This window comes from Halanaeroarchaeum sp. HSR-CO (assembly GCF_024972755.1).
Lineage (GTDB): Archaea > Halobacteriota > Halobacteria > Halobacteriales > Halobacteriaceae > Halanaeroarchaeum.
On record NZ_CP087724.1, the window covers coordinates 288,030 to 308,739 of the forward strand.

A 20,710-nucleotide genomic window follows, 5' to 3' on the forward strand; every position below is an offset into this window, starting at 1 on the left:
GGACGCCAGTCCAATACCATCAACTGGGTCATGAACCGTGTCCGATCCACCAAATCTCGACGACGAACCGCTGTTGCCGGAAGCGACGGATTGGGAGGATCGCATCACTGCGATTCTGGACGGAGAGGACTCGAACGAGGAGGCCGTGGCGCTGGGTCGGGAGATGGCTCGCGACGCCCTCCGCGTGTCGAAGGGCGAACTCAGCGATGAGGAGTTCAATGCGATGTACGAGGAGAAAGTCCAGCGGGTCTTCGGAACCGAACCTGCCGATTTCAATTCGGACGCTGCGGACGAGGAGTAACGATTCTACTGAACGATCAATTCACCTATGACACCACCAACTGAACCATCGGATGACGGATCCGACGACGGACGATACGATTTGAACAGCGAGGAAGCAAAGCGCATTCTGGAGGGCAGCGAGTACGACGCCGATCTCGGCTTCGAGATGGCTCGTGATGCCGTCCAGGTTGCGAACGGCGACCTCGACGAGGAGACCTTCCAGGAGCGATACCACGACGCCGTCGTCGCCGAATTCGGCGTCGACGATCGACCGACGAACCAGGGTGAGAACGCATGAGTCAAGACGTCTCCGACGACGGCGTCACGCGACGGTCGGTCCTCCGATCGACCGGAGCGGCCGCGGCCGCGTTCGGGATCGGTGGCGGGAGTGGCCTGGCGGCCCTGAGCGACACCTCCGAGGCGCGGAGCGCGATCGGGGAGAGTTTCGTCGGCGAGAACAAGACCGTCGACACGGTCTGTTCGCCGAACTGCCGTGGCAAGTGTCCCCTGAAGGTTCACGTCCGGGACGGCACGATCCGGAAGATAGAACCACAGATTCCCGACGACCCGCAGTACAAGCGGGCCTGCGTGCTCGGCCTCTCGCACACCCAGCGCGCCTACGATCCGACTCGTCTGAAGTTCCCGATGAAGCGGGCGGACTGGTCGCCGGACGAACCGAACCCGCAGGGGCGCGGGCCCGACGCCGAGTTCGAGCGTATCGAGTGGGACGAGGCACTCGATCTCATGGCCGAGAAGATGGAGTCCGTCCAGTCGGAGTACGGGAAGGAAAGTCTCCTCTTCCACGAGGGCTCGGGTAACTACGGACAGGGCGGGAAAGCGTTCAACCGCCTGGCCTCCTATCTGGGCGCCTCCAAGTCAGCGTGGGGGATCGACGCCAACGTCGGTCGCGGCTTCAACCGCGTCACCGGCCACGGCTTTTTCCTCCCGCCGACCAACGAGTCCGAGGACTGGGAGAACGCGAACACGATCATCGTCTGGGGTTCGGACATCCTCTCCAGTCAGTTCCAGATGGACGCCTCGAAGGTGCTCGACGCCGTCGAGAATGGGGCGAAACTCGTCGTCGTCGACCCGGTCTACACGACGACGGCGGCGAAGGCCGACCTCTGGTTGCCGGTCAAGCCCGGCAAGGACGTCTATCTCATCCTCGCGATGATGAACAACGTCTTCGAGGAGGAGAACTACGACGCCGAGTTCCTCCAGGAGCGAACGACTGCGCCTGCGCTGATCCGCGAGGACACGGGTGAGGCGCTTCGTGCGGCCGACGTCTTCGAAGACGGTGCGGAGGATCAGGTCGTCGCGATCGACGAGGAGACCGGCGAGCCGGTCGCCCTCGAACCCGAGACGCCCGGCTCGTATGCACTCTTCGGCGAGCACACGGTCGCCGGCATCGAGTGCGAGACCGCACTGTCGAAACTTCGCGATCACGCCGCCGACTACCCGGCCGAGGAGATGGCCGAGAAGACCGGCGTCGAGGCCAAGAACATCCGCCAGGCAGCGGAGTGGCTCGCCACGCGTGGCGCCGGCGGTATCGCGCCGAGTTACGCCATCGGTCGGTACACCCACGGCCACATCTTCGGTCAGGCCTACGCTATCATGCTGGCGATGACCGGCGATTACGGCAAGCACGGGAACATTCACGCCCACCACGCGGCCGGCACGACGCTGGCCGCCGGCGACTTCGCTGCACCGGCGGATTCGGATCCGGGCCCCTCGATCTTCTTCCCCGACTACCCGGACGCGATGCTCAACGACGACCCGTACCCCATCAAAGCCGTCTACTCGATCGAGTCCAACATGATGGGGAACCAGTTCCCCGACAGACAGCTCTACAGGGAGGCAATCCGCAGCCTGGAGATGTACGTCGTCGCGGACATGCACTACACCGATACGGTCCAGCACGCCGACATCGTGTTGCCGGTACCCCACTGGTTCGAGCAGGAGGACATCTCCTCGGGCTGGGGTTCGGTTCCGTTCTTGAGCTACAGGCACAAGGTCCAGGAACCCCTCTGGGAGTCCAAGAACGACTACTTCGCCATCCGCGAGCTCGCCCAGCGGCTCGGGTACGGAGACCGCTTCCCGGACAGTAAGCGGGCCCTCCTCCAGGAGCTGGCGAGCCGTGACGACGATATCGACTTCGAGACGATCTTCGAGCAGGGTACCCAGCGCAAGGAGAGCGTGGACGTCGTCAAGTACAAAGGCGAGTTCCCCACGGAGACCGGCCGTATCGAGGTCTACGACGACGACGCCCCGAGCGAGAAGGGCACGTCCTTCGAGGTCCCCCGGCCGCTCGAGGACCGGACGGCCGAGGACCACGAGAAGGCCGACGAGTACCCCCTGATGTTCATGCAGAAACACAGCCGCTTCCGGATCCACTCCCAGTACGAGATGGTGCGGTGGGTCCGGGAGATCAACCCCGAACCGCAGCTGGACATCCACCCGGAGGACGGGGCGGAGTACGGCATCGAGGACGGCGAGTACGTCCGCGTCTACAACGACCGCGGCGAGATGGTCGTCAAGGCGAAGTACAACGAGGCCATGCAGCCTGGACTGGTCAACACCGACCAGGGCTGGTGGGACCGCGACTTCGTCAAAGGCCACCTCAACGACCTCTGTCACAATGAGGTCAGCGAGGTCGGGAAGACGATGTCCTTCTACGACGTGCGGGTCGCGGTCGAACCGGCACCCGACGACATCGACACGAGCATGTACACGGATGCGGACGAGAGCGTTCCGGAGATGGGTGGTGAGATCCAATGACGAGATACGGACTGGTGATCGACCAGGAACGGTGTATCGGCTGTCACGCCTGTGCGGTCAGTTGCAAGCAGGAGAACAACGTCCCCCACGGACAGTTCTGGAACCGGATTCTGACCGAAGGCGGCGAGAAGATGGACGAGCCGGCGGGGACCTATCCGGAGCATGGCCAGGACGGGACGATGGACATGGCCTACCAGCCGACGGCGTGTCAGCACTGTGACAACGCCCCGTGTGTGAAGGTCTGTCCGGTCAACGCCACCTACACCCGCGAGGACGGCATCGTCGAGATCGACTACGACAAGTGTATCGGCTGTCGGTACTGCATGGCGGCGTGTCCGTACAACGCACGCGTGTTCAACTGGGACGAGCCCGAGCACCTGCCCGAGGCGGGTACCGGCGACGTCGCGGAGCGACCGAAGGGCGTCGTCGAGAAGTGTACGTTCTGCTCGCACCGCGTCGAAGAGGGACTGGACCCGGCGTGCGTGGCGAACTGCGTGGCCGACGCCAGGATATTCGGCGACCTCGACGACCCGAACAGTACGGTCTCGAAGTACATCCGGAAGTACGAGACCCATCGCCTGCTGGAAGACCGGGAGACGGACCCGAAGACCTACTACATCCGTGGGGAGATGAGCCCGGGGCGACCGCAGACCTCGCCCAAGATGGAGTCGGAGCTGACGGCCGAAGAGCGCGAGGACGCCGGCCTGTCGCCGTCGCCCCACGTGCCGGAGACGGCAGCGGAGGGTGGTGACTGATGGCGGCCGAACGAGACGGTGGCGTGGTCGCCATCGAGCGGTTCGGCCCGATGGGGAAGGCCTGGCTGGGGCTGCTGGGTCTGCTGATCCTGGGCGGCCTGTTCGCCTGGTATCAGCAGTTACAGCTGGGTCTGGCGGCCACGGGCATGCGCAACGTGTTCTCGTGGGGGCTGTACATCATGCTGTTCGTGCTGTTCGTCGGCCTCTCGGCCGGCGGTTTGATCATCTCGAGTGCGCCGAAGTTCTTCCACTCCGACGAGTACGAGAGTCTGGCGCGCTTTGGCGTGCTGTTGAGCCTGGCGGCGATCGTCGTCGCGGGCCTGCTCATCCTCCCGGACATCGGTCGTCCGGGCCGGATCTACCAGTTCATCACCTCGCCGGATCTGCGGTCGCCGATGGTGTGGGACTTCGCCATCGTCGTGCTCTACGGGCTGTTCAACGTCTGGTACCTGTGGCTGCTCACCCGTCGTGATCTCGCAGCGCGCGGGTCGGCGCTGGCGCTTGGCACCGACGACACGGCCGCGGGACGCGACCGCGACCGCCGTCTGGCGTTCTGGAGTGCGGCCATCGCGCTCCCGCTGGCGGTCATGCTCCACTCGGTGACCGGCTGGATCTTCGCGACCCAGGTCGGTCGTGGCGACTGGTTCAGCCCGCTCGTCGCGCCGACGTTCATCGCGAAGGCGCTGGTCTCCGGGCTCGGACTGCTGTTGGTGGCGGCGATTCTCGCCGACCGACTGACAAACTTCGAGTTCGAGGCGGAGCTACGCACCCGCCTGGGGAAGTTCCTCGGCGTCTTCCTCGCGGTCCACGTCGTCTACCTCGTTGCCGCCGAACGCCTCCCACACGCGTGGGCGGCGAACTTCGAGTTCTGGGCCATCACGAGCGGCTTCCTCGTCGGCGAAACCTCGTACTTCTGGCTCTGGACCGTCGTCGGTGGGGCCATCCCGATCGCCCTGCTCGCCATCCCGACAGTGCGCGAGACGGCCTGGGCCGTCTTCACCGCGGGGGCGCTCGCGGTCTTCGGCGTGGTCTTCGAGGGCGTTCGGCTCATCTTCGTCGGCTACGAGAGCGTGAACATCGACCTGGCACCGGGCGTCTCCGTCGGCGAATACGGCGGCCTCGGATCGACCATCTGGGCACAGACCGGCGTCTATACGCCGACGCTCATCGAGGTCGCCATCTCCCTGGGCATCATCGCTATCGGCGCGTTGATCCTGACGGTGGGGCTGCGGTTCGTTCCGATCCAGGCCGAGGCACCCGCCGTGACGGACGGGGGCCGTGAGTGATGTCGGCGGAGAGCGCGGACGGCGACCGGCCCTCGCCCCGGGTCGACGAGCGATGGGGCGTGGTTGCGTCCTGTTGGCGTCGGCCGGACGAGCAGTTACGGGCTGCCCTGGAGTCGGGGCTGTTCGAGGCGTCGCTGTCCGAGCGGCCACCGCTGAAACGGTTACGCGTCGAGCATATGCGACTCTTCGACGGTCCGGGTGAGCACCCATGTCCGCCGTACGAGAGCGTCTATCGCGACGCCGAACCGGACGAGGAGCTCGGTCCGGTCATGGGCCCCTCGACGGAGGCGGTAACGCGGTGGTACGCGGAGTACGGGCTGTCGGCGGAGTCCTGGAGCGACCTCCCCGATCACGTCGCTGCGGAACTGGAGTTCGCCGGGTGGCTGTCGGCCCACGGCGAGACCCAGGCCATGGAACGGTTCCTGGACGAACATCCCCGCGAGTGGATGCCGGCGTTCCTGGACGGCGTGGAATCGGCCACGACAGAACCGTTCTACGCGGTACTGGCGGACGCGACGCGCGAACTGATCGGCGAGGAGGAGCCGTAATGGACTCGGCCGCGTGCTACGAATACGAACTGGAGTACGCGGTGCCGGGTACCTCGCGGTCGGCCTACGAAGATTGGTTGACGCGCGCGACGGTGAGTTGGGGAATGGACGCGCGGGTTCGGAGTCTGAGCCACCAGGAGACGGACACGAGGTTTACGCCCTACGAACGCCTGGTGTTCGAATTCGAGAGCGTGCATGAGTGGGCGGGCTTCGTCGAAAGCCAGACGCACACGGAGAACGTCTCCGAGTTGCGCGAGCTGGCGACCGAGATACGGACGCGGTTGTGGCGGCCGAGACGGGCGGGGCGGCTGACACGGTCGACGGCCGCGGTGACAGCCGCCGCCGAGGATCGGTAACCCGTCGGGCAGCGCCCCCTCGGCCCCGTTTCGTCGACGTCTCCGGGAGACGTCCGACGAGGGTTTAACCGCCTGGCATCGTAACGTTCGAGTGATGACGGCCACGTCGCCGGAGGACCACCCGTCACCCGATTCGTTCTCCTCGGTGTTCCACGTCTACGAGATCCGCCAGAACGGCGACCAACTCGTGTACTTCGGGGAGCCGCTGGCGAATCGCCAGACCATCATGAAGACCGTCTGGCCTCGGTTCCACGAGGCAGGGTACGAGGTACAACTCACGCGACAGACTGGCGAGTTCGTCCTCGTGGCAGAGCCCCGCTCGATCGGCGAGGACTCCATCCCCTGGACCAACGTGGCACTGGCCGTCGCGACCATCCTCTCCACGCTCTTCGTGGGGGCCCAGTGGTACTACGTCCAGGACCCCCTCTCGCCCGCTATCGTCTCTGCCATCCCGTTCTCGCTGGCGGTGATGGGCGTCCTCGGCACCCACGAACTCGGCCACTACGTGATGAGCCGGTACCACGACGTCGACGCCACGCTCCCCTACTTCATCCCGTTCCCGACCATCGTGGGGACGATGGGGGCGGTCATCAGGATGCGGGGACAGATACCGGACCGAAAGGCGCTCTTCGACATCGGGGTTGCTGGCCCACTCGCCGGACTGGTCGCGACCGTGGTCGTGTCTGCCATCGGCTTACTCCTGCCACCAGTCACCGTTCCCGAGTGGGTGTTCGCCGCCGAATCGGCCGTCGAGATCGAGTTCGGCTACCCGCCGTTGCTCCACGCCATCGCCTGGGTCCTCGACGCGCCGCTCACCTACGACGACCCGACGACGGTCATCAATCCCGTGGTCATCGGCGGCTGGGTCGGGATGTTCGTCACGTTCCTCAATCTGATCCCGGTGGGGCAACTGGACGGCGGCCACATCCTCCGCGCCATCGTCGGCCCAGCACAGGAACGCATCGTCCCCTTCGTGCCGACCGCCCTGTTCGGCCTGGCGGCCTATCTCTACCTGTTCACAGAGACGACGCAGGTGGTCGGGATCTGGGTCCTCTGGGGGATCATGGCGACGCTGGCAGCCGCGTTCGGCTCTGCACAGCCGATCGATGACTCGCCATTGGACCGCCGGCGAATCGCTATCGGTATCGCCACGTTCGTCCTGGGAGCGCTCTGTTTCACACCGGTCCCGATACAGATCGTTGGCGCCTGAGCGGTCGACCCCACTGCCTGCTCTCCCGTCAGGCCCGGCCGTGGGTCCATCCCTCGTCGGCCAGCGGCTCGCCGTCCAGCAGGATACCGTCTTCCGGGTCGGTGACCTGGCCTACGACAGTCAGATCCACGTCGAGGGAGTCCCGAACCGACTCGACGGCCCGCTCGGGCATCGTGGCGACGAGTTCGAAATCCTCCCCGTACGTCATCGCCTCGTGGAGCACGTCGGTGCCATCGCCCATCGCTTCGAGGGCGCCGTCCACGGGCACCCGATCCCCTTCGATGGCGAATCCGACGTCACTCGCCTCGGCGAGCTGGTACAGCGACCGGGCGAGACCGTCGCTCGAGTCCATCATCGACGTGACCGTCGCAGCGAGGGTCAGGCCGGCGTCTACACGCGGCAGGAACCGGAAGTGCTCGTTCGCTCGCTGGGTGTCCCCCGCTTCGAAGAACCGCACGGCCGCTGCAGACCGACCGAGGGTGCCCGTGACGCAGACGACCTCGCCGGGGGACGCGGTACTCCGCAACACCGGGTCGTGCGTGGTTCCGATGGCCGTCGTGGCGACGGTGACCTCCTGGTGACCATCGAGGTCGCCGCCGACGTACTCGGCACCGACCGACTGCGAGACGTCCAGTGCTCCGGTGACGAACCCCTCGAGGGGGTCCGCCTCGAAGGTGGGACTTCCGTAGACGGCGACGGTTCCCGTCGCCCTCGCCCCCATCGCCGCCACGTCCGAGAGCGAGGCGCCGACGGACCGCCAGCCCATCGTGTACGGCGTCGTTCCCGCCGGGAAGTCGGTCTCCTCGTGGAGCATGTCGATAGTCAGCACGGTGTCGCCCACCACGGCCGCGTCGTCGCCTGCGGCATCGACGAGGCTGCCGACGAGGTCCAGGGCCGCCCGTTCGTCCATATTTCACCCTCTCCGCCCGCCGGCAAAAGGATACGGTTCCGCTCGGTCGGTCGGCCTGGGTGTCGAGTCCGCCCAGGTCGACCGCTGGATATCCGCCCGCAGGCCCGCACGGGTCCCTAACGATGACTTTAAACAGCGCCGACGAGAATCCGCGAGCATGGTAACCCTCTATGACGCCCCCGCGGACGAGCTCATCGACGCGCTCGCCGCGACCCTCGCCGAACGGCTCGAGGAGCCCGAGTGGGCCTCCTTCACGAAGACCGGTACCGACCGCGAGCTCCCGCCAGAGCAGGAAGACTTCTGGTTCCGACGAGCGGCAAGTATCCTCCGGAAGGTCGCCATGGACGGCCCCGTCGGCGTGGAGGCCCTCTCGACCGCGTACGGCAACACCAAACGCGGGAGCAACCGGTACTCGGTCGCCCCCGCGCACAAGACCGACGCCTCGAAGAAGGTCATTCGGACCATCCTCCAGCAACTCGAGGACGAGGACCTGGTGTCCCAGGAGGGCAGTGCCGGCCGGATCGCCACGCCCGCGGGCCGGAGCCTGCTCGACGAGACCGCCGGCGAGGTCATCGAGGAGCTCGACAACCCCGAACTCGAGCGCTACGTCTAGAGCTTTCGTCTTCTTCGACCGCCGGTCGTTTCGACAGCCAGCCCAGCAGTTGGTCCACACCTTCATATACCGAGACCGGCCCAGCGGTGGCTGTGACGTAGGTGTCGACCCGGAGCGCACGAGGCGGTTGCGTGGTCACCCGCTCCGGGAGACGACTCTCGACCGCCTGTTAGCCCACGCTCGGGTTCCACAGCCCACTCACGCCAGCGGCGTCCGTTCGACGACCTGCTCGTCGTAGGTCGGATACCGCTCGACGATCTCGCCCGACGCGACGTCCCCTTCCTCGATCATCTCCTCGAGCAACCACCACGCGACCTCCACGTGGCCGTCGACTGGCTCGTAGTATTCCTCGGGGACGCCGAGTTCCGCCAGTCGGTCCTGGCGTTCGTCGGTGACGCCGTAGACGAGGGTGCCGTCGTCGGTCACCTCGTCGAAGGCCCGCTGTTCGGTCTCGGCCATGCGTTTGAGACGGTTGCGGTGCTGTGCGGCGTCCTTGAAGACGCTCGTACAGAAGTAGACCTTCGGATGCTGGCCCATCTCCTCTAAGATCTCGGCCTTCGAGCCGTCGACGGCACTCATATGGCCCTCCTGGAGTTCGTAGCCCTCGGCCTGCATCCGCCGGTAGTTGCCGTGGCTCATCTCGAACTCGTTGACGTTGACGAACTCGGCGGCCCCCTCTTCGACGAATTCGACGAATTCGGGTTCCGCCTCGATGCCGGGAATCTCGAAGGCGGGATCGAGCCCCTCCTCGCGGGCCACGTAGAGGATGTCCTCCCACTCGGTACCGTGGAGGTCGCCCCACAGTTCGAGCGGCGGGTGAAAGCGGATCTCGTCCAGGCCCGCTTCGGCGAGCGCACGCATGTTCTCGCGACCGCCCGTGATACCGGTGTAGAGGTGGACGTGATAGTCCTCGCCGAACTCCGCTTTGAGCAGGGAGATGTAGTGGGTCGTCCGGTCCATGACCTCCTGTGGTTCGCCACCCGTGATGGAGGCGCCCAGGGCGTCCATCTTTCGGGCCTCCTCGAGGACGTCCTCGTCCGACTCGACCGGCCGTTCGTTCGCGTAGACGTGTTCGACGTTCTTGCGGTTCTCTCCCAGGGGGCAGTAAAAGCAATCGCGCTCGTCGCAGTAGCCGTAGACGAACAGCACCATCTTGCCGCCCAGCGCACACTGTTCGCACCCCTTGGAGATCATCTGGGAGCGTGTAGCCGGCCGGGAGGCAAAAGGTGTGCGGCTTGTGCCGTCCTCGCCGGGAGTCCCGCGAGCGAGTGCTAACGAGCGAGGGGGACTACGGCGAGGGAAGGAGTCGAACGAAGTGAGACGAGTGGACTCGCCGGGAGTGCGAGGGGCCGACCGAAGGGAGGCTCCTCGGAATTGTGAGCGGGGAGGAACGAACCGCGAACTGCGAGCCGCGAGGCCCGAGCCCAGCGAGGGCCTCGGAATTGCGAGCGGCGAAGCCGCGAGCCGCGCGGCCGATCGAAGGGAGGCCTCGGAAGTGTGAGCGGCGAAGCCGCGAGCCGCGCGGCCGATCGAAGGGAGGCCTCGGAAGTGTGAGCGGCGAAGCCGCGAGCCGCGACCGATGGGAGCCCCCTCGAACATGCGGGCGGGGAGTGTAGCGAAGCCGCGAGCCCGAGACCCACTGCAGGCACGGCCCATCGCCCGAACACATTTAGCGGTCACCGCACAACTCCGAGTCGATGCTGTTGGTCCTCTGTGTGGACTTAGACGACGACCTCGGTCGCAAGACCGGCGTCCCGACGCCAGTCATCGGGCGGAACGAGGTCGAACACGCCGCGGTCTCGCTCGCCGAGGCCGACCCCGAGGACAGCGACGTGAACGTCCTCTTCGAGGGCGTCCGACTGCACGACACGCTCGGCGGCGAGGAGCGGGTCGAGGTGGCAGCGGTCACCGGCACCGACCGGGGGGACGTCGCAGCCAACCGGAAGGTCGGTCGGGAGGTCGACGAGGTGCTGGCGACCATCCAGTCGACCGACCAGGTGCGCATCGTGGTCGTCACCGACGGCGCACAGGACGAGAGCGTCGTTCCGGTCATCCGATCGCGAGCACCCATCGACTCGGTCCGTCGAGTGGTCGTCAGGCAGGCCCAGGACCTCGAGTCGATGTACTACACCCTCAAGCAGGTGATGAACGATCCGGAGACGCGGGGGACGATCCTGGTGCCGCTTGGCGTCCTCCTCCTCATCTATCCGCTGGCGGTGCTCGCCGAATTCCTGGGTCTCCCGGGTGCCGTCCTCGGCATCTCGTCCGCGATGGTGGGGCTGTACGCGCTCTTCCGTGGACTCGGCCTCGAAGACAGCGTGGACGACTTCGTCTCGCGCGTCCGTGACAGTCTCTACACCGGCCGGGTCACGCTCATCACCTACGTCGTGGCGGCGGCGTTGCTCGTCGTCGGCGGCGTGGAGGGGCTCGCTCACCTCCAGGCGCTACAGGCGAGCGGGGAACCGGGCGCCGGCCAGGTGGTCTCGGCACTCTTCTACGGCTCCGTGCGCTGGTTCGCCGCGGCAGCGCTCACCACGAGTCTCGGACAGATCACCGACGAGTACCTCTCGGGGCGGTTCCGCTGGCGATACCTCAACGCCCCGTTCTACGTCGCGGCCATCGCCGCGGTGTTGCACACCGTCTCGGCGTTCTTCCTCGGGTACGTCACGCTCGCCGAACTGGCGGCGGTCCTCACGGTGGGGACGCTAGTGAGCGTGTTGAGCACATTGGCGTTCGCCGTGGTGGAATCCCGACGGGCCGAAGCGGCCTGATCAGCTATCGCGTTCGGCGACGAAGACGGCGAGGTCTTCGAGGTAGGCCTGTGCCTGTCCGTCGGCCGGATCGATGCTGTCGAGGGCGGCGAGTGCCTGTCGTGACTCCTCGCGAGCCTGTTCTGTCAGCGTCTCGGGCGACTGTCCGGTGACCCTGACGATTGAGGGTCGTTCCATCTGGTCGTCGTGGCCGACGGGCTTGCCGAGCGATTCGGCGTCGCTCGTCGTGTCGAGGACGTCGTCTCTGATCTGGAAGGCGATACCGACCCGTTCGGCGTACTCGCCGAAGGCATCGATGGTGGGGCCGTTCGCGTCGGCGGCGATGGCGCCGAGTTCGGCGGCGGCCCTGAACAGGGCACCCGTCTTTCTGCGCGCCAGCTCCATGTACTCCCCTTCGGTCGTCGGCTGGTCGACCAGTTCGGTCGCCTCGCCCTCGCCGAGTTCGACCAGGGCCTTCGAGACCGATTCGAGCGCACGTGGATCGGCGGAGAACAGGTGAAAGGCCTCGCCGAGCAGCCCATCGCTGGCCACGATGGCGGGGCCGTGGCCGTACTGGGACCACGCGCTCTTCGTCCCGCGTCGGAGTGTCGATCGGTCGATGATATCGTCCACGACGAGCGACGCGTTGTGGACGAGCTCGATACCGACTGCAAAGTCAAGCGCCAGGTCGCCATCTGGACCGACCTGCAGGGGGTTCTCGGGACCCGCATCCGTGGCCCAGACGTCACCGCCGGCGGCCTCGCAGGAGAGAATCGTCAACGTCGGGCGGACGCGCTTGCCGCCGGCGAGGACGACGTGCTCGAGCTCCTCCCGGAGTCGTGGCGGGTCCACCGCCGCCACCACATCCCGGAGACGCCCTTCGACAGCGTCGCGACGAGCCTCCACGTACTCCATCGTAGACCGGTAGGTGACTGCCGCGGAAATACATAACGAAGCCGTGCGCCCGTGCGAACGCTGACTGCGTCCAGGCGGTCAGTTCAGCTCGTCGATGAGTTCGGGGACGACGTCGAAGAGGTCGCCGACGATACCGTAATCGGCGATGTCGAAGATTGGCGCGTTGGGGTCCTTGTTGACCGCGATGATCGTTTCTGCGCCTTTCATGCCGGCGACGTGCTGGACGGCACCGGAGATGCCGATGGCGAGGTAGACCGTGGGCGTGACGGTCTTGCCGGACTGACCGACCTGGCGGTTCTTGGGCAGCCAGCCGTTGTCGACGATGGGGCGCGAGGAGGAGATGGTCGCGCCCGTAACCTCCGCGAGGTCCTCGATGAGCGAGAGGTTCTCTTCTTCCTCGATGCCGCGGCCGACGGAGACCAGGAAGTCCGCCTCGGAGATGTCGACGTCGCCGGCACCGACTTCCTCGTAGCCGGTGACAGTGGAGCCGAGGTCGCCGATGTCGAGGTCGTGGGCGGTGATTTCGGGTTCGGCCACCGCCTCGGCGGGCGGGAACTCGCCGCCGCGGACGGTCACGACGAAGGGCCCCTCGGCCACCTCGATGACGGTCTCGACCTTGGAGCCGTACATCTCGCGGTTGACGACGAGTCCTTCACCGTCGACGTCGACGGCGACGGCGTCGGTCACGAGCGGGCGGCCGAGGCGGCCGGCGAGCGCCGGGGCGTAGTCGAGGCCGTTGACGCTGTTCGGTGTGATGACGAACTCGGGGTCGAGGTCGCCCGCCAGCGCCACGAGGGCTGCCACGTAGCGGTCGTGGTTGAACTCCTCGCCATCCGCGACGGTGTGGATGGCGTCGACGCCCTCGCGGGAGAGGTCCTCGGCGTACTCCTCGACGTCACCGCTGATGACGGCGACGTGGAGGTCACCCTCGGCGGCGTCGGCGAGGCGTCGCCCGGCCGTGAGGAGTTCGTAGCTGACCTCGCGCAGTTCGCCCCGGCGGTGTTCGGCGACGACGAGTACGTCGCTCATTCGCCGAGCACCCCCACGTCCGCGAGGACGTCAGCAAGTTGGCCAGCCTGGTCGCCGGCGTCACCTTCGAGGAATTCGGCTTCGCCCTCCGCTTCGGGTTCGAACATCTCGGCGACCTGGAGGACGGAGTCGGCGTCCGACTCCTCGAGGCCCAGATCGGCGAGGGTCTTCGGGGCGATCTCCTTGGACTGGGCCTGGCGAATCCCACGCAGACTGGCGTAGCGGGGCTCGTTGATACCCGTCTGGATGGTGAATACGGCCGGAACGTCGACGTCGGTGAGTTCCTCGAGCCCGCCCTCGAGTTCGCGGCGGACGTGGGCGACGCCCTCGTCGAGGTCGAGATCGAGGTTGTTGACGACGGCGGCCCACTCGTAGTCGATGCGTTCGGCGAGGGCGACGCCGGTCGCGCCGAAGCTATCGTCGTTGGCCTGGACGCCCGTCAGGACGATGTCCGGTTGTTCTTCCTCGACGATTGCGGCGAAGATATCGGCCTTTGTCTCGACGTCGAGGAGGTCCTGGGCCTCGAGTGCGTCGTCCCAGACGCGGACGGCGCGGTCGGCACCCTTCGCGAGGGCCATGCGGATCGTTTCTTCTGCGCGCTCGGGGCCGATGGTCGCGGCGACGACCTCGTCGGCGAGCCCCTCCTCGACGAGTTGGACGCCCTCTTCGACGGCGTAGTCGTCCCACTCGTTGAGGTCGTACTCGAGGTAGGTCTCCTCGATTTCGTTGTCGGCGATCTGGAAGTCGTCGGCGACTTCGGCGATCTCTTTGACGGTGACGAGGATCTTCATCATCGATTGGGTTGTGACGGCAGGACGTAAACGTTTGTGAAACCGCCCACCGCGTGCTGGGGGTTGTCGGTACCGAGAGCGAGCGTTCGACCAGGCGACACTGCCTCAGATGTCTTCGTCGGGCAGGGAGATGAGGTTCTCCCGACCGAGTCGAAGTTTCTCGACGCGGCCTTCCTCGGCCATCGATGACAGTAACTGGGAGACCTTCGCGTTCGACCACCGGGTCTCCTCGACGATGCGTGCCTGTTTCATCCGGCCGCCGTGCTTCTCGAGCAATCGTTCGACCCGCTCCTCGTCGCTGAGAAGTTCCAGGTCCGCCGCTTCGTCGCCTTCGTCGGTTGTCGGTGGTGTCCCTACCGGTGTTTTTTCAGGTCCTGTTTCCTGTCCCGTTCCGGCAGCCGGTCCGGGTTCCGTCGGGGCGTCGTCGGTTTCGGCCGAAGAGCCATCACCCGCGACGGTCTGCACCCAGCCCCGTCGCCAGCCCAGGAGGACGAGACCCCCGACGACCACGCCGGCGATCAGTGCCATCGAGGCGGCGACCGGGAGCGAGACCGGCAGGGGGCCGGGCGGTATCGGTTCGAACGTCACGACTGGTTGGCCCGGTCCGAACGCCTGGGGGCCGTCCCACTGGAGTGTTCCGTTCGTGATTGCCTGGAGCGGTTCGACCGTGTGGACCTTGTACCCCGCTGGCGGTTCGATGCTGAGGGTCTGGTTGGGACCCAGGTCGCCGAACCAGCCGCCTGCGAAGGCCGCTCCCACCTGCACCTCGTCCTCGCCGATTTCGGCGAAGTTGGTCCAGGTGAACGAGAGGGTGAGATGACCGACTGGCGTGCCGTTTACGGTCCCGACGTTGGTGGTACGGTCGATACGGGTGATCGTCATCGACTGTCCCGTCCGCTCGGAGACGCGGGCGGCGGCTTCGCGGAAGGGGTCCACCGAGAGGGTGTCGTCGGCCGTTCCCGATTCGAACTCGGCCCGGAGCGTCTCGAACGCGCGCTCGTCGGTCTCGTTCTCGAGGGGGATCCTGACCGTGACGTCCCAGCGTGCATCACCGTCTTCCTGGACCGTGATGTGGAACTGGGTATCGGGGGCGGGGGGCGGGGACTGGGCCTGAGCGGTCCCGGCCATCGGGGACACGAGAACGCTCAGGACCACCAGGAGGAGGGCTACCCGGCGCATTTGTAGGTGGTCACCGCCGCTGGGTGAAAGTAGTTTCTATTGTAACGGTTCTCCCATCTCCACGAGGGGATACCGGGCCTCCGCATTCCTTTTATCAATCGCCGCGAAAGAGACTCGCATGAACAGAGCGGTCCCCGCCCTCCTGGCCGCCCTTGTTGTACTGGCGAGTGCCGGCGCCGTGGTCGGCGTCTCCCCGCCCGGGACGTCTGACCAGCGTGCGGCCGGTACCGTCGACGGCATCTCGGCGAACACGACTGACGTGCTGGTCCTCGAGTCGATCGACACCGCGGCGTTCGACCGCGCGGATCTCGTCGTCACCCGGGCGGTCGACGCCCAGTCGAGTGGGCTCGTCGAGTCGTTCGAACAGCAACGCGTGACCGAGGCCGTGACACGGGCGGCATCGGACGAGGAAGCGCGCGCGGCCATCCGGAACGCGACAGACGAGGTCGACCGTCGCACACGGGCCCTCGTGGCGGACGAACGGACCGCGCGAGACGCGTTCATGGCGGGCGAGATGAGCGCAGAGTCGTATCTCGTGACGCTGGGCCGGATTCACGCTCGTGCGTCGTCGCTCGAGGCGACCGTCCAGACGATCGAGGACCTCGATCAACTGTCGGTCGGCGACGAACGTCGCGCCCAGATCCGAGCCGAACTATCGACACTGCAAGGACCGGTACGGGCCGAACTCGCGGCGGCGATCCAGGGCGATGGGCCGTCGAAACGGACCTTCGTGGGGGTCTCCGCCAACGGCGTGACGCTCGCGACCCTCGCCGGGAACGAGTACGTGCGCGAGACGGTCCGGACCGACAACCGTGACGACGACATCGGCCGGCTGACCTTCGACGAGGCGGAAGGGCGCTTCGCCGAACTGTACCCGTGGGCCTCGGAGAACAAACAGCGGATCAGCATGGGGGCGCTCGGGTCGGATGTCTACGTCGTCGAGTACACCCACGACCACGGGACGATCCACTCCTCGCTGGACGCCTCGACCGGTGAGACATTCAGGGAAGAACAGACGAAGAATCTCGCCGACACCCAGGCTGCGGACTCGCAGTGGATCGAGACCGGGGACCTCGTCGTCGGGGTCTCGGACACGTATCCGGGCGGTCCAGTCCGCGTGAACGTGACGAACGCGACCGGCGCACCCGTCGCCGCGGACGTCTCTGTCAACGGGACCGCGGTTGGCGAGAGTTCCGATCGGGACAGCATCGTCTGGGCGCTCAGTCCCGCCACGGAGTACACCGTCACGGTGACGACCGAGGACGAAAGCGTCGAGGTGCTGGTCGATCCCGCCAGTAACGACCTGGAACCCGTCGACGGGACGCTCACCCAGCGTTAAAATACCGAGACCGGACAACCCGTCGCCATGACCGCATCACCGGCCACCGACCGCGGCGTCTCACCGGCCATCGGCACGATCACGCTCGTTCTCCTGACGATACTGCTCGCGGCCGTTGGGACGTCGGTCGTGGGTTCGACACCGTTGGACACGGCCTCGCCGCCGCAGTCCGTCGCGATATCGGCGACGGCCGACGACACCGGTAGGATAACCGTCTCTCATCGGGGCGGGCCGCCGATAGACGTCGAATCGACGACGCTTCACGTCTCGGTCGACGGCCGACCGCTGGCGACACAGCCCCCGGTCCCCTTCTTCTCGACGAGCGGCTTCGAGCCAGGGCCGACCGGTGCGTTCAATTCGGCGAGCGATCCGCGGTTGCGGGTCGGCGACACGGCGAGTTTCACGGTCGCCGGAACGAACGCGCCCGCGGTAACGGTGGGGTCCACGGTAGAAGTGCAGGTGCTCCGGGACGACCGGGTCCTGGCGAGCGCGGAGACCTCAGTCGACCGGCGACCGGGCGACGGTGACGAGGGCTAGGTCCCCGAAGTGCGCGGGCCCCATCGCCCGGTGGCGGATGTCCTCGAGGCCCGCCTGCTCGAACATCCGCTGGGCCTCTTCCTCGTCGTAGAAGAGCATGATCGCGTCCATGAACTGCTGGATGACGGGCCAGGGCGGGTAGTTCGGCCCGACGACGAGGATCTGCCCACCTGGCTCGACGACCCGGCGGAACTCCTGGAGGGCCCGAACCGGGTTCGGCCAGTATTCGATCGATCCCGAGGACCAGAGCACGTCGAAGGAGTCGTCCGCGAACGGTAGGCGCTCGGCGTCGCCGCGGGTGAACCTGACCGAGTCCCCGTCGAATTTGGCGCGGGCCTTCTCGAGCTGGTGGATGCTCTGGTCGAGTCCCGTGACCTGGTCTGCGTACTCCAGCAGTCCCGCGGTCCCGAAGCCGGTGCCACAGCCCACGTCGAGGACGCGGTCGTCGTGGTCGATGTCGAGCATATCGAGCGCCCGCGAGCGCATCTCCTCGTTCCAGATGTAGGGGTTGACCCGGTCGTATACCTTCGAGAGGTACTTGTAGAACCGGCGTGCCCGGGCCTTGTCTTCGAGGATGCCCATTGTAGAAACGGTGGGAGAACGGCCACATAGGGGTTGCGTTCCGCCGTGGGGTTTCGCAACTCCCATATACGCCGTCCTGCAAGGTGCGACCGGGAAACGCGTATGCCGAGTGCAGAGGTTCTACAAGCAATACGGGATGCGGAATCCGAGGCCGACGAGATGGTGGCCGAGGCGGAGAGCGCCCGCGACGAGCGCATCGCCGAGGCCCGAGAGCGGGCCGACGACATCATCGAAGCGGCCCGGGAGGACGCCGAAGCATTGAAAGAAGAGCGCCTGGAGTCCGCGCTCGAAGATATCGAGGCTGAGCGAGAACGGATCCTCGAGGCCGGCAACGAGGAGCGGGAAGCCATCGTCGAGGACGCAGCGGAGCGCATCGACGACGCGGTCGCGTTCGCGCTCAGCCAGTTCGAGGAGGCGGTGCATGCTCAGACCTGAGCAAATGAGCAAGGTCTCGATGGCGGGGTCCCGCACCGTGATACGGGACGTCATCGAAGCGATCCACGAACTCCGGCTGGTCCACTTCTCGGACTACGACGGCACGATCGAGGGATTCGACACCGGGACGCCGCTGTCCGGTGCCGAAGACGCGGCCGACCGACTGGTTACGGTCCGTTCGCTGAAAAATACCCTCGGGGTCACCGAGGAGGACGCGGGCCCGACACGAATCGTCACGGCGGCGGACATCGACGAGGAACTGCCAACGGTCCGCGAAGCGGTGAACGAATTCGACGACCGCCGGGCGGAGATCCGTGACGAACTCCGCTCGGTCGAGGACGCCATCGAGACGGCGGAACCCTTCGTCCACCTGGGTCTCGACCTGGAGTTGCTCGGCGGCTACGAGACGCTGGAGGTCGCGGTCGGCGAGGGTGACGCCGAGGAACTCTCGGCCGCTCTCGCCGATCACGACGACTGCGATGCCTACGGCCTGGAATCGTCGAACGGCATCGTCGCCGCGTTCGTGTACCCGGCGTCGGGGGCATCGGGCGTCCTGGACGACGCCATCGTCGGCGTCGAGTTCGAACGACTGGAGGTCCCGGACGCCACCGGCGATCCGGCGTCGTACGTATCGGAACTCGAACACCGCCGGGAACAGCTCGAATCCCGGCTCGACCGCGTGGAGAACGAACTCGACGAACTCCGCCTGGAGTACGCCGGATTTCTGCTCGCGGCGGAGGAGAAACTGAGCATCGAGGTCCAGCAGACGGAGATTCCACTCCAGTTCGCGACCACGGACCACGCCTTCGTCGCGGAGGGGTGGATTCCGACCGACCGATACGAAGAACTCGAATCGGCGGTCGAGGCGGCCGCCGACGAGAAGATCGAACTGGAAGAACTCGAGGTCGCCGAGTACCGCGAGTACGACAACGGCCACCACGCTCCTGCCGAGGAGACGGAGGCGGCCGCGGACGGTGGCGTGGTGTTCGAGGCGGACGACGAACCGCCGGTCATCCAGGACAACCCGGGTCTGGCCAAACCCTTCGAGGTCATCGTCGAGGCGATCAACCGCCCACGATACTCCGAGTACGATCCCACCCTGCTCGTCCTGTTCACGTTCCCCCTGTTCTTCGGGTTCATGATCGGGGACATCGGGTACGGACTCATCTACGTGACACTCGGGTACGCCATCGCCTCACGCACCGACAGCGAAGCGGTGCGGAGCCTCGGCGGCGTCGCCATCTGGTCCGGCGTTTTCACCGTCCTGTTCGGCGTCCTCTACGGCGAGTTCTTCGGCTTGCACTTCGTCGCCGACGTGCTCTGGGGCGGCAGCGCACCGATGCACAAGGGCTTCCAGCCCCACTACATCGCCTACGCTCGCGCCTGGCTCCTGCTCACGCTGGCCGCCGGGCTGGCCCACGTCACCGGCGGGTACGTCCTGTCCTTCCTGAAGGACATGAAACACGGCCTGACGGATGCCGTCTACGAGTCCGGCTCGTGGGCGCTGTTGATGCTCGGCGTGTGGGCCTGGATCTTCAGCCGCCACGGCATGGCGGGCAAGCCGGCGTTCATCTACGAGGTCTTCAACCAGCCGACGGCCGAGATTCCGGCCGAGAACGTCGCCTACGCGCTCGGATTCGCGGGGCTGCCCGAGAGCGTCGGCGTCCTGGGACTGGCGGTCGCGGCCATCGGCCTCGGCCTCCTGTTGCTCGGTGAGGGCATCGTCGGCGCCCTCGAGAGCCTGAACGTACTCGTCAACATCCTATCGTACACGCGTATCGCGGCCGTACTGCTGGCGAAGGCGGGAATGGCGCTCGTCGTCAACCTGCTCTTCTTCGGCGCATACACACACGATGGGGAGTTCCACTTCCTCATCAACGAGACCCCCCACCACGCCATCGCCGAATTCGGCGAAGCGGCGATCATGTTTCCCGGACTCATCCACATGGGTGCCATCGGCATCCTGGGCGGCGTCGTCGTCCTGGTCGTCGGGCACATCATCGTGCTCGGCCTGGGCATCACGAGCGCCGGTTTACAGGCTGTACGCCTGGAATACGTGGAGTTCTTTGGGAAGTTTTATGATGGCGGTGGGGCGAAATACCACCCGTTCGGACACCAGCGAAACTACACGACAGAGGACTGATAACGCATGATTGGTACACTCACGAACCTCGGATTGATCGCACAGGCAGAAGCAGCAGCCATCCCCCCGTCGGCCGCCGCCGCACTCGCGGTCGGCCTCGCCGCCCTCGGTGCCGGTATCGCGGAGAGCAGCATCGGCGCGGCCTCGATGGGGGCCATCGCGGAGGACGAGTCCCTCTTCGGGACCGGGCTGATCTTCACGGTTCTGCCGGAAACGCTCGTCATTCTCGCGCTGGTGACCATCTTCCTGGTCTGATACCCTCTTTCTATCAC

At 66.2% G+C, this 20,710-nt stretch carries 22 protein-coding genes; 15 read left to right on the plus strand and 7 right to left on the minus strand.

Annotated features, from left to right (window positions below; all coding sequences use genetic code 11):
* Positions 1-37: 37 nt before the first annotated feature.
* From HSRCO_RS01610 to HSRCO_RS01645, 8 genes are all read left to right on the plus strand, one after another.
* Positions 38-301: a 4Fe-4S ferredoxin N-terminal domain-containing protein gene (locus HSRCO_RS01610; RefSeq protein ID WP_259518645.1), complete on the plus strand. Its 264-nt coding sequence runs from the start codon at positions 38-40 to the stop codon at positions 299-301.
* Positions 302-316: 15 nt separating this feature from the next.
* Positions 317-580 carry a 4Fe-4S ferredoxin N-terminal domain-containing protein gene (locus HSRCO_RS01615; protein ID WP_396266437.1) on the plus strand — a complete coding sequence of 88 codons (264 nt, stop codon included), beginning with the start codon at positions 317-319 and terminating at the stop codon, positions 578-580.
* Complete coding sequence (locus tag HSRCO_RS01620; protein WP_259518648.1) at positions 577-3,060, plus strand: molybdopterin-dependent oxidoreductase; 2,484 nt, start codon at positions 577-579, stop codon at positions 3,058-3,060. The genes HSRCO_RS01615 and HSRCO_RS01620 overlap by 4 nt, the downstream gene beginning before the upstream one ends.
* Entirely contained in the window at positions 3,057-3,815 is a 759-nt protein-coding gene (gene dsrO, locus HSRCO_RS01625) for a sulfate reduction electron transfer complex DsrMKJOP subunit DsrO (protein ID WP_259518649.1), read from the plus strand. Before HSRCO_RS01620 ends, dsrO begins: the two co-directional genes overlap by 4 nt.
* Positions 3,815-5,101, plus strand: coding sequence for an NrfD/PsrC family molybdoenzyme membrane anchor subunit (nrfD, locus tag HSRCO_RS01630; protein WP_259518650.1), 1,287 nt, complete (start codon positions 3,815-3,817; stop codon positions 5,099-5,101). Before dsrO ends, nrfD begins: the two co-directional genes overlap by 1 nt.
* Complete coding sequence (locus HSRCO_RS01635) at positions 5,101-5,649, plus strand: molecular chaperone (protein WP_259518651.1); 549 nt, start codon at positions 5,101-5,103, stop codon at positions 5,647-5,649. The genes nrfD and HSRCO_RS01635 overlap by 1 nt, the downstream gene beginning before the upstream one ends.
* A complete protein-coding gene (locus tag HSRCO_RS01640; protein WP_259518652.1) occupies positions 5,649-6,005 on the plus strand; it encodes a hypothetical protein in 357 nt (118 codons plus the stop codon). Before HSRCO_RS01635 ends, HSRCO_RS01640 begins: the two co-directional genes overlap by 1 nt.
* A 94-nt stretch (positions 6,006-6,099) precedes the next feature.
* Positions 6,100-7,215 (plus strand): site-2 protease family protein, encoded by a 1,116-nt coding sequence (locus HSRCO_RS01645; RefSeq protein WP_259518653.1) that lies wholly within the window; start codon positions 6,100-6,102, stop codon positions 7,213-7,215.
* Between the two features lie 28 nt (positions 7,216-7,243).
* Here the strand turns inward: HSRCO_RS01645 and thiL are convergent, their stop codons facing one another.
* Entirely contained in the window at positions 7,244-8,125 is an 882-nt protein-coding gene (thiL, locus tag HSRCO_RS01650; protein WP_259518654.1) for a thiamine-phosphate kinase, read from the minus strand.
* Between the two features lie 157 nt (positions 8,126-8,282).
* Here thiL and HSRCO_RS01655 point away from each other — a divergent pair, with 157 nt between their 5' ends.
* Entirely contained in the window at positions 8,283-8,738 is a 456-nt protein-coding gene (locus HSRCO_RS01655; RefSeq protein ID WP_259518655.1) for a 30S ribosomal protein S19e, read from the plus strand.
* A 198-nt stretch (positions 8,739-8,936) separates the two neighbouring features.
* Here the strand turns inward: HSRCO_RS01655 and HSRCO_RS01660 are convergent, their stop codons facing one another.
* Positions 8,937-9,932, minus strand: coding sequence for a radical SAM protein (locus tag HSRCO_RS01660; protein WP_259518656.1), 996 nt, complete (start codon positions 9,930-9,932; stop codon positions 8,937-8,939).
* A 503-nt stretch (positions 9,933-10,435) separates the two neighbouring features.
* On the opposite strand from HSRCO_RS01660, the gene HSRCO_RS01665 reads away from it, so the two are divergent.
* Positions 10,436-11,509, plus strand: a complete 1,074-nt coding sequence (locus tag HSRCO_RS01665; protein WP_259518657.1) for a DUF373 family protein — start codon at positions 10,436-10,438, stop codon at positions 11,507-11,509.
* Here the strand turns inward: HSRCO_RS01665 and HSRCO_RS01670 are convergent, their stop codons facing one another.
* The 4 genes from HSRCO_RS01670 to HSRCO_RS01685 form a co-directional block, all read right to left on the minus strand.
* Positions 11,510-12,403 carry a polyprenyl synthetase family protein gene (locus tag HSRCO_RS01670; RefSeq protein ID WP_259518658.1) on the minus strand — a complete coding sequence of 298 codons (894 nt, stop codon included), beginning with the start codon at positions 12,401-12,403 and terminating at the stop codon, positions 11,510-11,512.
* A gap of 78 nt (positions 12,404-12,481) precedes the next feature.
* The gene (locus tag HSRCO_RS01675; RefSeq protein WP_259518659.1) at positions 12,482-13,432 is read right to left on the minus strand and encodes an electron transfer flavoprotein subunit alpha/FixB family protein; all 951 of its coding nucleotides are present in this window, start codon (positions 13,430-13,432) and stop codon (positions 12,482-12,484) included.
* Complete coding sequence (locus HSRCO_RS01680; protein ID WP_259519813.1) at positions 13,429-14,223, minus strand: electron transfer flavoprotein subunit beta/FixA family protein; 795 nt, start codon at positions 14,221-14,223, stop codon at positions 13,429-13,431. The genes HSRCO_RS01675 and HSRCO_RS01680 overlap by 4 nt, the downstream gene beginning before the upstream one ends.
* Positions 14,224-14,328: 105 nt before the next feature.
* Entirely contained in the window at positions 14,329-15,402 is a 1,074-nt protein-coding gene (locus HSRCO_RS01685) for a hypothetical protein (protein WP_259518660.1), read from the minus strand.
* Between the two features lie 118 nt (positions 15,403-15,520).
* On the opposite strand from HSRCO_RS01685, the gene HSRCO_RS01690 reads away from it, so the two are divergent.
* On the plus strand, positions 15,521-16,741 hold the full coding sequence (locus tag HSRCO_RS01690) for a hypothetical protein (protein ID WP_259518661.1): 1,221 nt from the start codon (positions 15,521-15,523) through the stop codon (positions 16,739-16,741).
* 27 nt (positions 16,742-16,768) lie between these two features.
* A complete protein-coding gene (locus HSRCO_RS01695; protein ID WP_259518663.1) occupies positions 16,769-17,278 on the plus strand; it encodes a type IV pilin in 510 nt (169 codons plus the stop codon).
* Here HSRCO_RS01695 and HSRCO_RS01700 read toward each other — a convergent pair.
* Positions 17,240-17,860 (minus strand): methyltransferase domain-containing protein, encoded by a 621-nt coding sequence (locus HSRCO_RS01700; protein WP_259518664.1) that lies wholly within the window; start codon positions 17,858-17,860, stop codon positions 17,240-17,242. The genes HSRCO_RS01695 and HSRCO_RS01700 overlap by 39 nt on opposite strands.
* A gap of 102 nt (positions 17,861-17,962) precedes the next feature.
* Here HSRCO_RS01700 and ahaH point away from each other — a divergent pair, with 102 nt between their 5' ends.
* From ahaH to HSRCO_RS01715, 3 genes are read left to right on the plus strand one after another with little or no spacing between them, the layout of a single operon-like run.
* A complete protein-coding gene (gene ahaH / locus HSRCO_RS01705) occupies positions 17,963-18,295 on the plus strand; it encodes an ATP synthase archaeal subunit H (RefSeq protein ID WP_259518665.1) in 333 nt (110 codons plus the stop codon).
* The gene (locus tag HSRCO_RS01710) at positions 18,282-20,438 is read left to right on the plus strand and encodes a V-type ATP synthase subunit I (protein ID WP_259518666.1); all 2,157 of its coding nucleotides are present in this window, start codon (positions 18,282-18,284) and stop codon (positions 20,436-20,438) included. Before ahaH ends, HSRCO_RS01710 begins: the two co-directional genes overlap by 14 nt.
* A gap of 6 nt (positions 20,439-20,444) precedes the next feature.
* Entirely contained in the window at positions 20,445-20,693 is a 249-nt protein-coding gene (locus HSRCO_RS01715; RefSeq protein ID WP_259518667.1) for a hypothetical protein, read from the plus strand.
* Positions 20,694-20,710: the final 17 nt, after the last annotated feature.